Origin of the sequence: Citrobacter sedlakii (genome assembly GCF_018128425.1) — a bacterium.
Lineage (GTDB): Bacteria > Pseudomonadota > Gammaproteobacteria > Enterobacterales > Enterobacteriaceae > Citrobacter_A > Citrobacter_A sedlakii.
Window position 1 is genome coordinate 3,362,132 of record NZ_CP071070.1, and the last position, 13,549, is coordinate 3,375,680.

Consider the following 13,549-nt stretch of genomic DNA (forward strand, 5'->3'; position numbering starts at 1 on the left):
GCCCCCATGTAAAAAAGAAATCGACAAAAGAGAGCAACTCCATGTCCGTACAGAATATTGTCAACATTAACGAATCGAACCTGCAGCAGACTTTAGAACAGTCGATGACCATACCGGTACTGTTCTATTTCTGGTCCGAGCGTAGCCAGCACTGTCTGCAACTGACGCCAGTGCTGGAAAGCCTGGCCGCGCAGTATAACGGCCAGTTTATCCTGGCGAAGCTCGACTGTGACGCCGAGCAGATGATCGCCTCCCAGTTTGGCCTGCGCGCGATCCCTACCGTTTACCTGTTCCAGAACGGTCAGCCGGTTGACGGTTTCCAGGGGCCGCAGCCGGAAGAAGCGATTCGCGCCCTGCTCGATAAAGTGCTGCCGCGTGAAGAAGAGCTGAAAGCCCAGCAGGCAATGCAACTGATGCAGGAAGGCAACTATATCGACGCGCTGCCCCTGCTGAAAGACGCCTGGCAGTTGTCTAACCAGAACGGTGAAATTGGCCTGCTGCTTGCGGAAACCCAGATTGCCCTGAACCGCACTGAAGAGGCCGAAGCGGTGCTCAAAACGATTCCTCTGCAGGACCAGGACACCCGCTATCAGGGGCTGGTGGCGCAGATTGATTTGCTGAAACAGGCCGCCGACACGCCGGAGATTCAACAGCTCCAGCAACAGGTTGCCGATAACCCGCAGGATGCCGGACTGGCGGCGCAACTGGCGCTGCAACTGCATCAGGTGGGACGTAACGAAGAAGCGCTGGAACTGCTGTTCAGCCATCTGCGTCACGATCTCGCCGCGGCGGACGGACAGGTGCGTAAAATGTTCCAGGAAATTCTGGCCGCGCTTGGCACGGGTGATGCGCTGGCGTCGAAGTACCGTCGCCAGCTGTACGCACTGTTATATTAATTCCGCCTGCAGTGCCCGGTGGCGCTACGTTTACCGGGCCTGCGGGTCAGAGATGCCCTTCCCCGCTCACGACTTTAAATGCGTCACCACCAGTTGGTGGCGCGAATTGTAGAATTTCCGATAGGTTAAATAACAGGCGATAATGGTTGACAGGCTCGCCGTCGAAAGCAGCATAAAGGTCACCATAATCTGGTATTTTATCGCTTTTACCGGATCGATCCCGGCAAAGATCAGCCCCGACATCATACCTGGCAAACTCACCAGCCCAACCGTTTTCGCTGAGTCAATCGTTGGGATTAGCGAAGCGCGAATGCTGTCGCGAATCAATCCGGCTGATGCCATTTTTGGCGTCGCGCCCAGGCTCAGTTTTTCCTGAATCTGCTGCCGCTCACTGCTAAATCGCTGTCCGAGATTGTTATAGCACAAGCCAACGGCGACCATCGCGTTCCCGGCAATCATCCCGGAGATCGGAATCACCTGCATGGGAATAAATTCAATCGACCCTGACAGCACCAGCACCGCCAGTGTTAAGCCTGCGCCCACGGTAATGGCAATAAATGAGGACACAAACGCTTTATCAATATATTTGCTGCGCTTCTGCGCGTTATACGCCGCGTTAAAACAGATAAATAGCACCATCACTAACGTCAGAACGGCGTGATTGACGCCGAAGATATATTTCAGGACATAGCCCACGATAATAAGCTGAACGACAGCGCGCCCGACGCTCCAGAGAATGTCCTTTTCCAGCGCCAGTTTCTCTTTGTGGCTGATCAGCATCGCCACCACCACCAGCATCATCGCCAGGGCCAGAGACGAATTGGTAATATTATGCTCGTTCATTACGCGTCTCCTGCATTTCACCGGCATGCGGCGTCAGGGTAATAATCGTATCCGCATGATCGATCTCATCTTTATCGTGAGTAACCCACAGCACCCCAATTTGCTTATCACGAGCGTAGCGATGGATCATTTCGTTGACGTTGCGCTTATTTTTTTCATCCAGCGCGCTGGTGATTTCATCAAGCAACAGCACCTGCGGTAAAAACTGTAGATTGCGGATTAGCGAGATACGCTGCTTTTCGCCGCCGGAAAGCGCGCTGATGTTTTTCTCCAGTAGCGTTTCCGAAAGGTCAAATCGCGCCAGATCGTCGACAAGCTGCTGTCGCTCCGGGCGCTTATTGCGGATTTCCCAGGGGAAGATCAAATTCTCATACACGGTGTTGCCAAACAGCGTGGGCGTTTGCGTACAGTAAGAAACCTGCTGACGATACGTCTCCGGACTGAGCGTGGCGATATCTTGACCCGCAAAAAGAATTTCCCCTTCGCTGGGGCTAAGTAACGACGCGATAATTTTCAGCAAGGTGCTTTTACCGCAGCCGGAAGGTCCGGTAATCAGTTTAAATTCGCCGGGGAGGAGGTTAAAGCGAATACCACGCAGAATGGTTGTCTCCCCTGCCTGGTATCCCACGTTTTTGAGCTGAAGCAGAATGCCATTTTCTTTCATTGTGCGTCCATCTTTCCATTTTTTATCGGCAATGAGTGTATCTCTGTATGGAATAAGAGGGGAACTCCCTTTGATTAATCGGATATAATTTGTTTACGCTGGTAGCGATATATCATTTCAAGGACAGTGCAACAGGAGGTTTTTTTAATGCTTATTTTTATCCCTATTCTCATCTTTGTCGCCCTGGTGGTCGTTGGCGCGGGCGTGAAAATCGTACCGCAGGGGTATCAGTGGACAGTGGAACGTTTTGGCCGTTACACCAAAACGCTCCAGCCCGGCCTGAGCCTCGTTGTGCCGTTTATGGACCGCATTGGCCGCAAGATCAATATGATGGAACAGGTGCTGGACATTCCTTCGCAGGAAGTGATTTCCAAAGACAACGCCAATGTCACCATCGACGCCGTATGTTTTATCCAGGTCATCGATGCTCCACGGGCGGCCTATGAGGTCAGTAACCTCGAACTGGCGATCATCAACCTTACGATGACCAACATCCGTACCGTTCTGGGTTCGATGGAGCTCGACGAAATGCTTTCCCAGCGCGACAGCATCAACTCGCGACTGCTGCATATTGTCGATGAGGCGACCAACCCGTGGGGCATCAAAGTCACACGTATTGAAATCCGCGACGTGCGTCCTCCGGCGGAGTTAATTTCCTCTATGAACGCGCAGATGAAAGCGGAGCGAACCAAGCGCGCCTATATTCTGGAAGCCGAAGGGGTACGCCAGGCGGAGATCCTCAAGGCCGAGGGGGAGAAACAGTCGCAGATCCTGAAAGCGGAAGGCGAACGCCAGTCGGCCTTCCTGCAGGCGGAAGCGCGTGAACGTTCCGCTGAAGCGGAAGCGCGGGCGACCAAAATGGTGTCCGAAGCGATCGCCGCCGGGGATATTCAGGCGGTTAACTACTTCGTGGCGCAGAAATATACCGAAGCGCTACAACAAATAGGCTCGTCCAGTAACAGTAAAGTGGTGATGATGCCGCTGGATGCCAGCAGTCTGATGGGCTCCATTGCCGGCATCACTGAACTGGTTAAAGACAGCGCCAGCGAGCGGAAAAAATAATGATCGAGATGATAGCGGCGCATCCGCATATTTTCTGGCTCAGCCTCGGCGGCCTGTTGCTTGCCGCCGAAATGCTCGGCGGTAACGGCTACCTGCTGTGGAGCGGCGTGGCGGCAGTGATTACCGGTCTCACGGTATGGCTACTGCCGGTTGGTTGGGAGTGGCAGGGCGTGATGTTCGCGGTCTTAACCCTCCTCGCCGCCTGGCTATGGTGGAAATGGCTGGCGAAGCGTGTACGGGAGCAGAAACCCGCCGACCGCCAGTTAAACCAGCGCGGGCAGCAACTGGTGGGTCGCCGGTTTATGCTAGAGTCCGGGCTGGTCAATGGCCGCGGGCATGTGCGGGTCGGCGACAGCTCCTGGCCGGTCAGCGCCACGGAAGATCTGGCTGGCGGTACATTGGTTGAAGTGATCGCCGTTGAAGGGATTACCCTGCATGTCAGAGCAATAACACGTTCGTAATTAACTCACCTTCCCTTGTGATGGCAGCAGCCGGAAAGATTATCGATAATCGGACAGTCGGCGCTGTCATCGCCGGGACAGGCGTCCGCCAGCGTCAGCAGTTGCTCGCGCATCGACTGTAATTCGCTGATGTGCCGTTCAATTTCCGCCACTTTTTCCAGCGTGCGCTTTTTCACATCCGCGCTGTGGCGGGCCGGATCGTTGAACAGGTTGACCAGTTCGCCACATTCTTCAAGGTTAAATCCAACCTGACGCGCCTGGCGCAGCAGCGTCAGTTCGTTCAGATGCTGTTGGCTGTAGGTCCGGTAGCCATTTTCACTGCGTAACGGCGGCGTCACCAGCCCCTTTTCTTCATAAAAGCGGATGGCTTTGCTGGTTAAACCGGTTTTTTTCGCGACATCGGATATATTCATGACTTCCCCCTTGACCTTCCCCTTGATGGAAGGTTTACCCTAAATAACAGTTAGCCCATCGAAGTGCAAGGGGCAATACCTTTGCCCTGTAACAGAGGAGAGTTGTGATGCCACAAACCATCGACCTGACCCTGGACGGCCTGTCCTGCGGTCATTGCGTGAAACGCGTGAAAGAGAGCCTTGAGCAGCGCCCTGATGTTGACCAGGCGGAAGTAAGCATTACGGAAGCGCACGTCACCGGCACCGCCAGCGCCGACGCGCTTATCGAAACCATCAAGCAAGCCGGTTACGGCGCGGAGTTAAGCCACCCAAAGGCTAAACCGCTGGCGGAGTCATCAATCCCGTCGGAAGCACTGGCAGCGGTCCCTGATGAGCTTCCGGCAGCCACGGCTGAAGACGATAGCCAACAGCTGCTGTTAAGCGGCATGAGCTGCGCCAGCTGTGTCTCCCGGGTTCAGAACGCGCTGCAAAGCGTACCGGGCGTCACGCAGGCACGGGTAAACCTTGCGGAACGCACTGCGCTGGTCATGGGCAGCGCGTCCGCCGCAGAATTAGTGCAGGCGGTGGAAAAAGCGGGCTACGGCGCCGAGGCGATTGAAGATGACGCTAAACGCCGCGAACGCCAGCAGGAAACCGCCATCGCCACCATGAAACGCTTTCGCTGGCAGGCGATTGTCGCCCTGCTGCTCGGTGTGCCAGTGATGGTCTGGGGCATGATCGGCGACAATATGATGGTCACCGACGACAACCGCAGCCTGTGGCTGGCGATCGGCCTGGCGACGCTGGCCGTTATGGTTTTCGCAGGCGGCCATTTCTACCGCAGCGCGTGGAAAAGCCTGCTGAACGGCACCGCCACGATGGATACGCTGGTCGCCCTCGGCACCGGCGTGGCATGGCTCTATTCGATGAGCGTCAACCTGTGGCCGCAGTGGTTCCCAATGGAAGCGCGGCATCTCTATTATGAAGCCAGCGCGATGATCATCGGTCTGATTAACCTCGGACATATGCTGGAAGCCCGCGCCCGCCAGCGCTCGTCAAAAGCGCTGGAAAAACTGCTCGACCTCACACCGCCAACCGCCCGGATCGTCACCGACGAAGGCGAAAAAAGCGTCCCGCTGGCCGATGTCCAGCCAGGCATGCTACTGCGGCTCACCACCGGGGACCGCGTACCGGTTGACGGTGAAATCACCCAGGGTGAAGCGTGGCTGGATGAAGCGATGCTCACCGGGGAACCTGTCCCGCAGCAAAAAGGCGAAGGCGATAGCGTTCATGCCGGTACCGTCGTGCAGGACGGCAGCGTGCTGTTTCGCGCAAGCCGCACGGGGAGCCACACCACACTGTCACGCATCATTCGCATGGTGCGCCAGGCCCAGAGCAGCAAACCGGAAATCGGTCAGATGGCCGATAAAATCTCCGCGGTGTTCGTCCCGGTGGTAGTGGTTATTGCATTGGTAAGCGCCGGGATATGGTACTTCTTTGGCCCCGCGCCGCAAATTGTCTATACCCTGGTCATCGCGACAACGGTGCTGATCATCGCCTGTCCATGTGCGCTGGGGCTGGCAACGCCGATGTCGATCATTTCCGGCGTTGGGCGCGCCGCCGAATTTGGCGTTCTGGTTCGCGATGCCGATGCGCTACAGCGCGCCAGCACCCTGGATACGGTGGTCTTTGACAAAACCGGGACGCTGACCGAAGGCAAGCCGCAGGTTGTGGCGATCGCAACCTTTAACGGCGTTGATGACGCCATGGCGCTGCGTCTGGCGGCGGCGCTGGAACAAGGCTCCAGCCATCCGCTGGCCCGGGCGATCCTCGACAAAGCGGGCGAGGCAACGCTGCCGCAGGTTAACCGTTTCCGTACGTTGCGCGGGCTGGGCGTGAGCGGTGAAGCCGAAGGCCATACCCTGCTGCTGGGCAACCAGGCGCTGTTAAATGAGCAGCAGGTCGCCACGACGCTGATGGAGACCGAGATTGCCGCTCAGGCGTCACAAGGCGCCACGCCGGTTCTGCTGGCGATTGACGGTAAAGCGGCAGCGTTACTGGCTGTGCGCGATCCGCTGCGCAGCGACAGCGTCGCGGCGCTTCAGCGTCTTCATCGCGCCGGGTATCGTCTGGTGATGTTGACCGGGGACAACCCGACGACCGCTAACGCGATCGCGAAAGAAGCCGGGATCGACGAGGTGATCGCAGGGGTATTGCCGGACGGTAAAGCCGATGCCATTAAGCGTCTGCAGAGTCAGGGACGTCAGGTGGCGATGGTGGGCGACGGCATTAACGACGCCCCTGCGCTGGCGCAGGCGGATGTCGGTATCGCGATGGGCGGCGGCAGCGATGTGGCGATTGAAACCGCCGCCATCACCCTGATGCGCCATAGCCTGATGGGCGTCGCCGACGCGCTGTCGATCTCCCGCGCCACGCTGCGAAATATGAAGCAGAACCTGCTCGGCGCGTTTATTTATAACAGCATCGGTATTCCGGTCGCCGCCGGGATCCTCTGGCCCTTCACCGGTACTCTGCTGAATCCGGTGGTTGCCGGGGCGGCAATGGCGCTGTCATCCATTACCGTGGTGAGTAACGCGAACCGTCTGCTGCGTTTTAAACCAAAAGAGTAACGCGGATCGCTGACGCTTATCCGGTCTACACAGCCGTTTGTAGGCCGGATAAGCCGCGCGCATCGTCATCCGACAATTCACGGTTTGCACCTTCTCAGGCCACGCGCTAGCATGAGTCTCTACTTAGGGAGGTCGCATGGATCTGTTGTACCGGGTAAAAAGGGTTTTCGCTGCGCTGCGCGGCCATCCGTATAGCTGGCCCGCCATCGACGTTTCGTTGCCCGGCCATCGCCACTTTCACCTGATTGGCAGTATTCATATGGGCAGCCGCGACATGTCGCCGCTGCCCGCCAGGCTACTCAAAAAGCTCAGAAACGCCGATGCGTTGATCGTTGAAGCCGATGTCTCCGGTAGCGACAGTCCGTTTGCCGACTTACCGGCGTTTGCCGCGCTGGAAGATCGCATCAGCGAAGACCAGTTGCGCAATCTGCACAGAGCGACCGACGAGCTGGGGATCTCCCCTTCCCTGTTTTCCACGCAGCCGCTGTGGCAGATTGCGATGGTGCTGCAGGCCACCCAGGCGCAACAGTTAGGATTACGGCCTGAGTACGGAATCGACTACCAGCTATTGCAGGCGGCCAAAAACGCGCAGATTCCGGTCATTGAACTGGAAGGCGCAGCCAGCCAGATTACGTTACTGAGCGAACTGCCGGACAACGGCCTGGCGTTGCTGGACGATACGCTGACGCACTGGCATACCAATGCCCGGCTGCTTCAGCAGATGATGAGCTGGTGGCTGAAAACGCCGCCGCAGGATAACGCGTTGACGCTGCCAAACACCTTTAGCGAATCGTTGTACGACGTACTGATGCACCAGCGCAACCTCGCCTGGCGGGATCGCCTGGCGGCGCTGCCCGCGGGACGCTATGTGGTTGCCGTCGGCGCGCTTCATCTGTATGGGGAAGGAAATTTACCGGCGCTGATGCGCTAAAAAAATGGCCAATATCGCTATTGGCCCGTCAAAGAGGAATTTCATCATTATTATTATGCCGCCGCTTTTTGCGACGGTGTATGTCGATTGTCGCTCAAACTCTGCATCCTGCCAATACAATTGCGCAAGATGGTACTATTTTTTAGACAGTCGTCAGGGGTATGCTTTTGTTGAATTATCTCCGAGCAAGGATTCGTAGTTATGACACCCGCCGTTAAATTACTCGAAAAAAACAAAATTTCCTTTCAGATCCACACCTACGATCACGATCCTGGCGAAACGAACTTTGGCGACGAAGTGGTGCGTAAACTGGGATTGAATGCGGATCAGGTTTATAAAACGCTACTGGTCGCTGTAAACGGAGACATGAAGCACCTGGCCGTTGCGGTCACGCCGGTTGCCGGTCAACTGGATCTAAAAAAAGTGGCGAAAGCGCTGGGGGCAAAAAAAGTCGATATGGCTGACCCGATGGTTGCGCAACGTACTACGGGGTATCTGGTGGGCGGCATTAGCCCACTCGGACAGAAAAAGCGGTTGCCGACGCTGATAGATGCGCCCGCACAAACGTTCCCGACCATTTACGTATCCGGCGGCAAGCGCGGGCTGGATATCGAACTGGCGGCAAACGATTTGGCCGCCATTCTGGACGCTAAGTTCGCCGACATTGCGCGTCGGGATTAAACCCGTTGTCAGCCCGGCGGCCTAGCGTCACCGGGCAAGCAGGTTTAAAAAATCACCTCATTGCCAGGCGCATACGCACCGGCATCCAGCGGTGAATTTTTCTGGATATATTCTTTCAGCACTTCCGCATCGATGAAGCCAGTGTTGACGTAGCCCGGCTTGTTATCCAACCGCGGATAACCATCCCCGCCCGTGGCGTTAAAGCTCAGCGTCGCCATCCGGTAGGTTTTGGCCGGATCGATCGCTTCCCCTTTGATTTTGAGATCGTTTAGCTTACCGTCTTTCGCCACAAAGCTGACGTTAGCAAACTGCGGATACGCGCCGGAATCCGGCTTCATTTGCGCTACGGCGGTCAGGTACTCAACGACCTCTTTGCCGCTCATATCGGCGTATACCACAATGTTGCCAAACGGCTGCACCTTCAGGACGCTTTTATACGTGATGTCGCCCTCTTCAATCGAGTCGCGAATGCCACCGCCGCTCATCACCGCGAAATCCGCGCCGGTGCGCGCCATTTGCGCGGCCAGGATCAGACGGCCCATATTGGTTTGCTCGAAGCGCACTTTGCTGCGATCGCCTTCCAGACGAGCATTCACCGAGCCGATTTTGACATCCAGTTGCGCTTTGCCTTTATTCTGAAATGGCGTCAGTAGCGAGAGCATCTGCGGGTTTTCGGCTATTTCCGGTGTGTAAAGCACGCGCTCACTTTTCCCGTCTTCCCAGGTGACTTTCTTCTTCAGGTTCACCGGAATGAGCTGGTAGTTGACCATTTTCATTTCACCGTTACGGAACTCAAAGTCCGCGCGGCCTACGTATTTACCCCATTCATGCGCCTGTACGATCCAGATGCCGTTCTGCTTATCCGGTGCGCAAGGCGTTCCCGGAACATAATCGACCTGCTTTTTGTTTTCTGACGCCATGCACACGGGGTCTTGCGAGTGACCGCCTACAATCATCGCCAGCGAACCGGCAGGCAGGCTGCGCGCCATTTCGACGTCGCCCGGCGCATTGGAGCCGTGATTGCCGTTATCGTAGTGCCCCATGTGGGTCGTCGCGATAATCACATCCGGCTTCTCGTTCATTTGCAGTTCCTGAATCACCAGCTTCGCTTCATCCGCGGGCTTACGGAACTCAATATCCGTAAAGAATTCAGGGTTGCCAATTTTCGCCGTGTCGTCGGTGGTTAAACCGATAACCGCAATTTTCAGATCCTGACGCTTAAAAATAGCCCAGGGTTTAAACAGACGTTCACCGGTGCTTTTCTGGTAAATATTGGCGGAAAGAAACGGAAACTTCGCCCACTTTTCCTGCTGGCGTAAAACAGTGAGCGGATTATCGAATTCGTGATTGCCGACGGCCATTGCATCATAGCCAATCAAATTCATGCCGCGAAAGTCGGGTTCGGCATCCTGCAGATCGGACTCCGGCACGCCAGTATTAATGTCGCCGCCGGAGAGCAGCAGCAGGCTTCCGCCCTCTTCCGCCACTTCGTGACGAATACCGTCCACCAGCGTTTTTTGCGCAGACAGGCCATATTCGCCGTATTCACTGCGCCAGAAATGGCCGTGATGATCGTTGGTGTGCAGGATGGTGATTTTGTAAGTTTTATCCTTTTCATATGCCTGCACGGGCTGGCTGACCAGCGCCCAGGTTGCCAGCAACACCAGTGCGACGCCACGTTTCATAAACTTCATTTTTTCTCTCCCTGACCCAGGACAAATGCAGAAATTACAGCGAGTAATGAGAATAAACAAATAAGTTTTCAGAAATGCGACTTTCTTCAAAACTCAGTCACAGGTATGTTAGGCGGATAATAATTACTCCCTGCACTTCAATAACTATAGACGTGGTACTTATGGCAATCAGTGAAACCTCTCAGCCAGCGTCGCTGCCGAAAGGGCGGACGTCATTTGGCATTTTAGGGGCCATCAGCCTCTCGCACTTACTTAACGATATGATCCAGTCGCTGATTCTGGCGATTTACCCACTGCTTCAGTCAGAATTTTCGCTGACGTTTATGCAGATTGGCATGATCACCCTTACCTTTCAACTGGCCTCGTCGCTGTTGCAACCGGTTGTCGGCTACTGGACCGATAAATATCCCATGCCGTGGTCGCTCCCCATTGGAATGTGTTTCACCCTTAGCGGACTGGTTCTGTTGGCAATGGCGGGCAGCTTTGGCGCCGTTTTGTTGGCGGCAGCGCTGGTCGGGACAGGTTCATCGGTCTTCCATCCGGAATCCTCGCGCGTGGCGCGCATGGCCTCCGGCGGACGTCACGGCCTTGCCCAGTCGATCTTCCAGGTGGGCGGCAACTTTGGTAGCTCGTTAGGGCCGCTGCTGGCGGCAGTGATTATCGCCCCTTACGGTAAAGGCAACGTCGCGTGGTTTGTGCTGGCCGCTCTGCTGGCGATTGTCGTGCTGGCGCAAATCAGCCGCTGGTACGCCGCGCAGCATCGAATGAGCAAAGGGAAACCTAAAGCCAGCGTTATCAATCCGCTACCGCGCAACAAAGTCGTACTCGCGGTAAGCGTCCTGCTGGTGCTGATTTTCTCGAAATACTTCTATATGGCGAGCATCAGCAGCTATTACACCTTTTATCTGATGCAAAAATTCGGATTATCGGTACAAAACGCGCAGCTTCATCTGTTTGCGTTTCTGTTTGCGGTCGCTGCCGGGACGGTTATTGGCGGGCCTGTCGGCGATAAAATCGGTCGAAAATATGTGATTTGGGGGTCTATCCTCGGCGTAGCGCCGTTTACGTTGATTTTACCCTATGCCACGCTCTACTGGACCGGGGTTTTAACGGTGATCATTGGATTTATTCTTGCCTCGGCGTTTTCTGCCATTCTGGTGTATGCCCAGGAACTGTTACCCGGCCGTATCGGCATGGTTTCTGGTCTGTTTTTCGGCTTCGCTTTCGGAATGGGCGGACTTGGCGCGGCGGTATTAGGGTTAGTTGCCGACCATACCAGTATCGATTTAGTTTATAAAATCTGCGCTTTCCTGCCGCTTCTCGGGATATTGACCATATTCTTACCTGATAACCGACCTAAAGCCTGAGTTTACCGCGGCTAAAGCTAAACTTTAGCCGCGCGCCAGACCAGTTATCATAAGCGTTTGCTCTGCCTGTCCTCAGTCCCTTTTCCGATCCGTGCCTTTTTTGCGCCAGATTGCAGTTTTCTTCAAAATTCAACAATTATTCATAAACATGATAATGAAAATTGTCATAAACTATTACGTGGAATTTGTGGACATCAGCTACCAAAGGAGACGGAATGCATCACGCCACCCCGCTTATCACCACCATTGTTGGCGGCCTTGTGCTCGCTTTTATTCTCGGCATGCTTGCCAATAAACTGCGTATTTCTCCTCTGGTGGGATATCTGTTAGCGGGCGTTCTGGCCGGTCCATTTACCCCTGGTTTTGTGGCTGATACCCAACTGGCGCCGGAACTCGCCGAACTGGGGGTTATCCTGCTGATGTTCGGTGTTGGCCTGCACTTCTCGCTTAAGGATTTGATGGCGGTAAAGTCCATCGCCATTCCCGGCGCGATCGCCCAGATAGCCGTGGCGACGCTGCTGGGTATGGCGCTTTCCGCAGTGATGGGCTGGTCGTTGATGACCGGCATCGTCTTTGGGCTGTGTCTGTCGACCGCCAGTACCGTGGTGCTGCTGCGTGCGCTTGAGGAGCGTCAACTGGTTGACAGCCAGCGCGGGCAGATCGCTATCGGCTGGCTGATTGTCGAAGATCTGGTGATGGTGCTGACGCTGGTGCTTCTGCCCGCGGTGGCCGGAATGGTGGAAAAAGGCAACGTCGGTTTCGCCTCGCTGGCGGTCGATATGGGCATTACCATCGGCAAGGTCGTGGCATTCATCGCCATTATGATGTTGGTGGGTCGCCGCCTGGTGCCATGGATTATGGCCCGCAGCGCCGCCACCGGCTCCCGCGAGCTGTTTACGTTATCCGTTCTGGCGCTGGCGTTAGGCATCGCCTTTGGCGCGGTGGAACTGTTTGACGTCTCCTTCGCCCTCGGCGCGTTCTTTGCCGGCATGGTGTTGAATGAATCAGAACTGAGCCACCGCGCGGCGCACGATACGCTGCCTTTGCGCGACGCGTTTGCCGTACTGTTCTTCGTTTCCGTCGGTATGCTGTTCGACCCGATGATCCTTGTGCAACAACCGCTGGCGGTGCTTGCCACGCTGGCTATCATCATCTTCGGTAAGTCGGTCGCCGCCTTCCTGCTGGTGCGTCTGTTTGGGCATTCGCCGCGTACCGCACTGACCATTGCCGCCAGCCTGGCGCAGATTGGCGAATTCGCCTTTATTCTTGCAGGTCTGGGGATGGCGCTGAATCTGCTGCCCCAGGAAGGGCAGAATCTGGTGCTGGCCGGCGCGATCCTGTCGATAATGCTAAACCCAATACTGTTTGCGCTGCTGGAAAAATATCTGGCGAAAACCGAAACGCTGGAAGAGCAGACGCTAGAAGAAGCGATCGAAGAAGAGAAGCAAATTCCGGTGGATATCTGCAACCACGCGCTACTGGTAGGCTTTGGCCGCGTCGGCAGCCTGCTTGGCGAGAAACTGATGGCGGCGGATATACCGCTGGTGGTGATTGAAACGTCACGAACCCGCGTGGATGAACTGCGCGAGCGAGGGATCCGCGCGGTGCTGGGCAATGCCGCCAACGAAGAAATCATGAATCTGGCGCATCTGGACTGCGCGCGCTGGCTCATCCTTACTATCCCGAACGGCTACGAAGCGGGTGAAATCGTGGCGTCTGCCCGTGAGAAATGCCCGAACATTGAGATTATCGCCCGCGCGCACTATGACGATGAGGTGGAGTACATTACCGAGCGCGGGGCGAATCAGGTGGTGATGGGCGAACGTGAAATCGCCCGGACGATGCTGGAACTGCTGGAAACGGGGCCAGCAGGTGATGTGGTGCCGGGTTAATCCTGAATCCTGAATGTCACCCTGCCGGATGGCGGC

General features: G+C 55.9%; 12 protein-coding genes. 8 read left to right on the forward strand and 4 right to left on the reverse strand.

From position 1 onward, the window contains the following. Positions 1-41 precede the first annotated feature (41 nt). On the forward strand, positions 42-896 hold the full coding sequence (locus JY391_RS16185) for a co-chaperone YbbN (RefSeq protein ID WP_199956491.1): 855 nt from the start codon (positions 42-44) through the stop codon (positions 894-896). A gap of 66 nt (positions 897-962) precedes the next feature. On the opposite strand, the gene fetB is transcribed toward JY391_RS16185, so the two are convergent. Together fetB and fetA are read right to left on the reverse strand one after the other, a co-directional pair. Continuing rightward, positions 963-1,739 carry an iron efflux ABC transporter permease subunit FetB gene (gene fetB, locus JY391_RS16190; RefSeq protein WP_060569037.1) on the reverse strand — a complete coding sequence of 259 codons (777 nt, stop codon included), beginning with the start codon at positions 1,737-1,739 and terminating at the stop codon, positions 963-965. Then, positions 1,726-2,403, reverse strand: coding sequence for an iron efflux ABC transporter ATP-binding subunit FetA (gene fetA, locus JY391_RS16195; RefSeq protein WP_211934652.1), 678 nt, complete (start codon positions 2,401-2,403; stop codon positions 1,726-1,728). Before fetA ends, fetB begins: the two co-directional genes overlap by 14 nt. 147 nt (positions 2,404-2,550) lie before the next feature. Between fetA and JY391_RS16200 the strand changes: the two genes are divergently transcribed. Together JY391_RS16200 and JY391_RS16205 are read left to right on the forward strand one after the other, a co-directional pair. Further along, positions 2,551-3,465 carry an SPFH domain-containing protein gene (locus tag JY391_RS16200; protein ID WP_042285781.1) on the forward strand — a complete coding sequence of 305 codons (915 nt, stop codon included), beginning with the start codon at positions 2,551-2,553 and terminating at the stop codon, positions 3,463-3,465. Then, complete coding sequence (locus tag JY391_RS16205; protein ID WP_042285783.1) at positions 3,465-3,926, forward strand: NfeD family protein; 462 nt, start codon at positions 3,465-3,467, stop codon at positions 3,924-3,926. Before JY391_RS16200 ends, JY391_RS16205 begins: the two co-directional genes overlap by 1 nt. A gap of 5 nt (positions 3,927-3,931) precedes the next feature. Here the strand turns inward: JY391_RS16205 and cueR are convergent, their stop codons facing one another. Then, a complete protein-coding gene (cueR, locus tag JY391_RS16210) occupies positions 3,932-4,339 on the reverse strand; it encodes a Cu(I)-responsive transcriptional regulator (protein ID WP_042285786.1) in 408 nt (135 codons plus the stop codon). A 107-nt stretch (positions 4,340-4,446) separates the two neighbouring features. Between cueR and copA the strand changes: the two genes are divergently transcribed. From copA to ybaK, 3 genes are all read left to right on the forward strand, one after another. Beyond that, the gene (gene copA / locus JY391_RS16215) at positions 4,447-6,948 is read left to right on the forward strand and encodes a copper-exporting P-type ATPase CopA (RefSeq protein WP_200033584.1); all 2,502 of its coding nucleotides are present in this window, start codon (positions 4,447-4,449) and stop codon (positions 6,946-6,948) included. Positions 6,949-7,084: 136 nt separating this feature from the next. After that, positions 7,085-7,879, forward strand: coding sequence for a TraB/GumN family protein (locus JY391_RS16220; protein WP_060569041.1), 795 nt, complete (start codon positions 7,085-7,087; stop codon positions 7,877-7,879). 201 nt (positions 7,880-8,080) lie between these two features. After that, positions 8,081-8,560: a Cys-tRNA(Pro)/Cys-tRNA(Cys) deacylase YbaK gene (gene ybaK, locus JY391_RS16225; protein ID WP_042285792.1), complete on the forward strand. Its 480-nt coding sequence runs from the start codon at positions 8,081-8,083 to the stop codon at positions 8,558-8,560. 44 nt (positions 8,561-8,604) lie between these two features. Here the strand turns inward: ybaK and ushA are convergent, their stop codons facing one another. Next, entirely contained in the window at positions 8,605-10,254 is a 1,650-nt protein-coding gene (gene ushA / locus JY391_RS16230) for a bifunctional UDP-sugar hydrolase/5'-nucleotidase UshA (RefSeq protein ID WP_211934653.1), read from the reverse strand. Between the two features lie 161 nt (positions 10,255-10,415). Here ushA and JY391_RS16235 point away from each other — a divergent pair, with 161 nt between their 5' ends. Together JY391_RS16235 and ybaL are read left to right on the forward strand one after the other, a co-directional pair. Then, the gene (locus JY391_RS16235; RefSeq protein WP_060569043.1) at positions 10,416-11,621 is read left to right on the forward strand and encodes an MFS transporter; all 1,206 of its coding nucleotides are present in this window, start codon (positions 10,416-10,418) and stop codon (positions 11,619-11,621) included. Between the two features lie 215 nt (positions 11,622-11,836). Beyond that, positions 11,837-13,513: a YbaL family putative K(+) efflux transporter gene (ybaL, locus tag JY391_RS16240; RefSeq protein WP_042285798.1), complete on the forward strand. Its 1,677-nt coding sequence runs from the start codon at positions 11,837-11,839 to the stop codon at positions 13,511-13,513. The last annotated feature ends 36 nt before the right edge of the window (positions 13,514-13,549 follow it).

Bases quoted from the DNA above. Each gene is read 5' to 3' on its own strand.
- JY391_RS16185 (WP_199956491.1), top strand. From the start codon at position 42: ATGTCCGTACAGAATATTGTCAACATTAACGAATCGAACCTGCAGCAG.
- fetB (WP_060569037.1), bottom strand. From the start codon at position 1,739: ATGAACGAGCATAATATTACCAATTCGTCTCTGGCCCTGGCGATGATG.
- fetA (WP_211934652.1), bottom strand. From the start codon at position 2,403: ATGAAAGAAAATGGCATTCTGCTTCAGCTCAAAAACGTGGGATACCAG.
- JY391_RS16200 (WP_042285781.1), top strand. From the start codon at position 2,551: ATGCTTATTTTTATCCCTATTCTCATCTTTGTCGCCCTGGTGGTCGTT.
- JY391_RS16205 (WP_042285783.1), top strand. From the start codon at position 3,465: ATGATCGAGATGATAGCGGCGCATCCGCATATTTTCTGGCTCAGCCTC.
- cueR (WP_042285786.1), bottom strand. From the start codon at position 4,339: ATGAATATATCCGATGTCGCGAAAAAAACCGGTTTAACCAGCAAAGCC.
- copA (WP_200033584.1), top strand. From the start codon at position 4,447: ATGCCACAAACCATCGACCTGACCCTGGACGGCCTGTCCTGCGGTCAT.
- JY391_RS16220 (WP_060569041.1), top strand. From the start codon at position 7,085: ATGGATCTGTTGTACCGGGTAAAAAGGGTTTTCGCTGCGCTGCGCGGC.
- ybaK (WP_042285792.1), top strand. From the start codon at position 8,081: ATGACACCCGCCGTTAAATTACTCGAAAAAAACAAAATTTCCTTTCAG.
- ushA (WP_211934653.1), bottom strand. From the start codon at position 10,254: ATGAAGTTTATGAAACGTGGCGTCGCACTGGTGTTGCTGGCAACCTGG.
- JY391_RS16235 (WP_060569043.1), top strand. From the start codon at position 10,416: ATGGCAATCAGTGAAACCTCTCAGCCAGCGTCGCTGCCGAAAGGGCGG.
- ybaL (WP_042285798.1), top strand. From the start codon at position 11,837: ATGCATCACGCCACCCCGCTTATCACCACCATTGTTGGCGGCCTTGTG.